Source organism: Microbacterium sp. (genome assembly GCF_031178525.1).
Classification (GTDB): domain Bacteria; phylum Actinomycetota; class Actinomycetes; order Actinomycetales; family Microbacteriaceae; genus Microbacterium.
The window spans coordinates 1-3,033 of record NZ_JAPSJA010000278.1 but is presented as its reverse complement, the minus strand read 5'-3'; the positions used below and the strand labels follow the sequence as shown (position 1 = coordinate 3,033).

Here is a 3,033-nt window from a genome sequence, read left to right as displayed (position 1 = left end):
CATCGCGGTGCTGCCCGGAGGTCTGCCGCAGGACATGATCGACGAGGTCTGGGAGGGGCTGGACTCGGGCGACGGCGTCGCGGCCGTGCTCGATGCCCTCGGGCGCGCGTTCGGACCGGCTACTGCCGCCCTGCCGCCGTTCGCCGTGGCGCTGCTGCAGGATGACGCGGTGCGCACCGCCGTGCGCGGCGAGCTGCGCCTGACGGTGGAGACCCTGAGCGGCGCGCTGGAGATCACGGGCGGGGCATCCGACACCTGGACCGTGCGCCTCGTCGAGGACGCCCTCTCGGTCCGTGTGCGTCCGGGTCAGGATGCTCCCGCGAGCGCGTCCGAGCTGCCCATCGCCTCCGGCGCCGTCCTGGCGGCCACCGTGAGCGCGGTCTTCTTCGAGACCGAGGAGGAGGACGAGCCCGCGCGCCCTCGTGGCGACGACGCCCGGGACTTCCCCGTGCCCGACGACCTCGTGGACCGTCTCACCGGAGGCGGCGCTTCCGAGCGGCCTCCGAGTGAGACGCTGCTGCCCGATGACACGCGGCTCGCGGCGGCGGCGGCGCTCCCGCCCGGCCCCGCGGAGATGGCCGCGCCCGCCCCCGCGGCGACGACGGCGGACGATCTCGCGGTCGCCGACACGATCGTCGTGCGCCCGGATGGACCCGCGCAGGCGGCCCCGCAGCCGACGCCGGAGCCGGAGGCCGGGGCCGAGGTCATGGGCGACACGATCGAGCCGCTCGGTGATCACGACGGCGCCACGATCACGTTCGCGGAGTTCGCGGCCCGTGGACATGTGCCGCTCGCGCCGCCCGAGCCGGTGGACGCTCGGCTGCCGGAGGTGCAACCCGTCGGACCAGGGCTCGAGGCGCACGGCGATCACGACGGCGCGACGATCTCGGTCCACGAGCTCGGTCACTCGGATGCGGCGTCGCTCCCGCGCGACGCCGCCGTGTGGCCCGCACCGCCGACGGACGAGGTGCCGCTCGAGGAGGAGCCGCCCGAGGAGGAGCGGCTCGACCCCGCACCGCTGCCGCGGTTCGATGACAGGCCCTCGCTGCCCACGTCGCCGTTCGCGCCGGGGCCGAGCCGCGGGCGGATCCGGCTGTCGACGGGCGAGGTCGTCGAGCTCGACCGTCCCGTCATCATCGGCCGTCGCCCGCGATCCGCGCGCACGACCGGCGCCGACATGCCGCACCTCGTCGCCGTCGAGAGCCCTCAGAACGACATCTCCCGCAACCACGTGGAGATCTCGTCCGACGGCGAGACGGTCGTCGTGACCGACCTGCACACGACGAACGGCACCGTGCTGTACCGCACGGGCATGCTCGGGGGAGCCGCGGATCCCGTGCGCCTGCACCCGGGCGAGCAGACGGTCGTCGTGACGGGCGATGTCGTGGACATCGGCGACGGCGTGACGCTGTCGTTCGAGGATCTTCCGTGAACCAGCGTCGTCCTCCCGCGCCGCCGCCGCAGCTGCCGGGCTTCACGCACCTCGAGCTGCTCGGATCCGGCGGCTTCGCGGACGTCTATCTCTACGAGCAGGAGTTGCCGCGCCGACGCGTCGCGGTGAAGGTGCTGCTGCCCGAGCGGATCTCGGCGTCGGCGGCGCAGTTCACGGCCGAGGCGAACGTCATGGCGATGCTCTCGACGCATCCGGCGATCGTCACGATCTACCAGGCGGGGGTCTCGTCCGACGGGCGGCCGTACCTCGTGATGGAGTACTGCCCGCGTCCGAACCTGCAGGTGCGCTATCGCCGCGAGCCGTTCTCGGTCGCCGAGGCGCTGCGCGTGGGCGTGCAGGTCGCGGCCGCGGTCGAGACCGCCCACCGCGCGGGCGTGCTGCACCGCGACATCAAGCCGGCGAACATCCTGGTCACCGAGTACAACCGCCCGGCGCTGACCGATTTCGGCATCGCGTCGACCTCGCAGACGGCCGCCGAGACGACGGGCATGTCGATCCCGTGGTCGCCGCCCGAGGTCTTCGCCCCCGCGGCCGGGCCGGGCGGCCCGCGCACCGACGTGTACCAGCTCGGCGCGACGATCTACACGCTGCTGGCGGGACGCTCGCCGTTCGAGCTGCCGGGGCAGCGCAACGGCAGCGCCGAGCTGATCGAGCGCATCGAGCGGATGCCGCTGCCCGCGGTCGACCGTCCGGACGTGCCGTCGTCGCTGTTCGTGGCGCTCTCCCGCGCGATGTCCAAGGATCCGGCCGAGCGCTACCCGAGCGCGGTCGCTTTCGCACGTGCGCTGCAGAAGGTGCAGATCGAGCTCGCGCACTCGGTGACGCCGATCGACATCCTGGACGAGCGACCGCTCGACGCGGGGCCCGAGGACGACGACGGCGGTCTGACCCGCGTGCGCGGCGTCACGAGCATCGCGCCGATCGACACCTCCACCCGCCCGTCCGCCACGACCGCGAAGGTCAAGGGCGCCGCCCCGTCGGCGGACGACGCGACCGTCATACGCGGCCCCCGCGTGGTCGAGCCGATCGCCGACGAGACGATCCTGCGGCCGCGTTCCCCGCAGGAGGTCGCGGCCCCCGCGTTCACGCCGGCACCGGAGCCGGCTCCCCCCGCGGCACCCGAGCGCTCGCGCCGCTGGCCGACCATTCTGGCGGCCTCGGTGGTCGGCGTCGCGGTGATCGGCATCGGCGCCGCCGTGATCGGATCCGTCGTCGCCCCGGAACCCGAGGCGACGACGGCGCCCTCCGTCATCGCGCAGGATCCGCTCGGCAACGACGGTGTGCCGCTCGTCGAGGACGGCGAGGGCGTCATCCGCGGCGAGGAGGCGGTGTTCACGTGGACGAATCCGGCCCCCGCGGAGGGTGATCGCTATCGCTGGCACCGCAATGCCCTCTCCGGGCGCAGCGAGGGGCAGCGCGTCGAGGAGCCGACCGTCACCGTGCCTCTCGAGGGGGCGGATCAGGTGTGCATCGATGTGTATCTCGAGCGCGCGGACGGCACCTTCACCAACGAGGCCGTCACGATCTGCGCGCCGGAGTGATCCGCTCCGCTCCGTGACGTTCCGCGGCCGTGCGCCGCT

General features: G+C 73.7%; 2 protein-coding genes. Both read left to right on the top strand.

Features of this window, described 5'->3' with window-relative positions:
- Positions 1-1,432, top strand: a 1,432-nt coding sequence (locus RIF89_RS13110; RefSeq protein ID WP_309069539.1) for an FHA domain-containing protein, incomplete at its 5' end; no start/stop codon positions are given.
- Complete coding sequence (locus tag RIF89_RS13105) at positions 1,429-2,994, top strand: serine/threonine-protein kinase (protein ID WP_309069538.1); 1,566 nt, start codon at positions 1,429-1,431, stop codon at positions 2,992-2,994. The genes RIF89_RS13110 and RIF89_RS13105, both read left to right, overlap by 4 nt.
- The last annotated feature ends 39 nt before the right edge of the window (positions 2,995-3,033 follow it).